The organism is Undibacterium sp. TJN19 (assembly GCF_049339485.1).
Taxonomy (GTDB): domain Bacteria; phylum Pseudomonadota; class Gammaproteobacteria; order Burkholderiales; family Burkholderiaceae_D; genus Undibacterium.
In genome coordinates this window covers 1-326 of the sequence record NZ_JBMPPL010000074.1, presented here as the reverse complement: position 1 = coordinate 326, position 326 = coordinate 1, and the positions used below count along the sequence as shown (strand labels likewise).

Here is a 326-nt window from a genome sequence, read left to right as displayed (position 1 = left end):
ACAGGGTGTGGACGCTCTGGGTGCTGGTGGGTCTTTGGGGACTATCTGTTCTTGCCGCAGGGTTCCAGTCTTGTAGTTGCTGCTGGCGTTCGGCGTCGCTCAGGAAGTCGAGTTCGCCTATGGCTTCTTGAGGAGCGGCCACGACGGCTTCGAGCAGGCGTTCATAGTGCTTCAGCAGGCGTTCTATGGTCTCGGCCTTGAACAGGTCGGTGTTGTATTCCATGCTGCCCAGGAGGCTGCCATCGGCCTGGACGGAGAAGTTGAAGGTCAGATCATAGCGGGCAACGCCTTGTTCTTCGCTGACCTGGAGGGGTTCGACGTCGATG

1 protein-coding gene is annotated in these 326 nt (G+C 58.9%); it reads right to left on the bottom strand.

The features are described 5' to 3' along the window. Positions 1-326: condensation domain-containing protein (locus ACO0LH_RS28585; RefSeq protein WP_422944540.1), on the bottom strand; the 326-nt coding region annotated here is incomplete at both ends.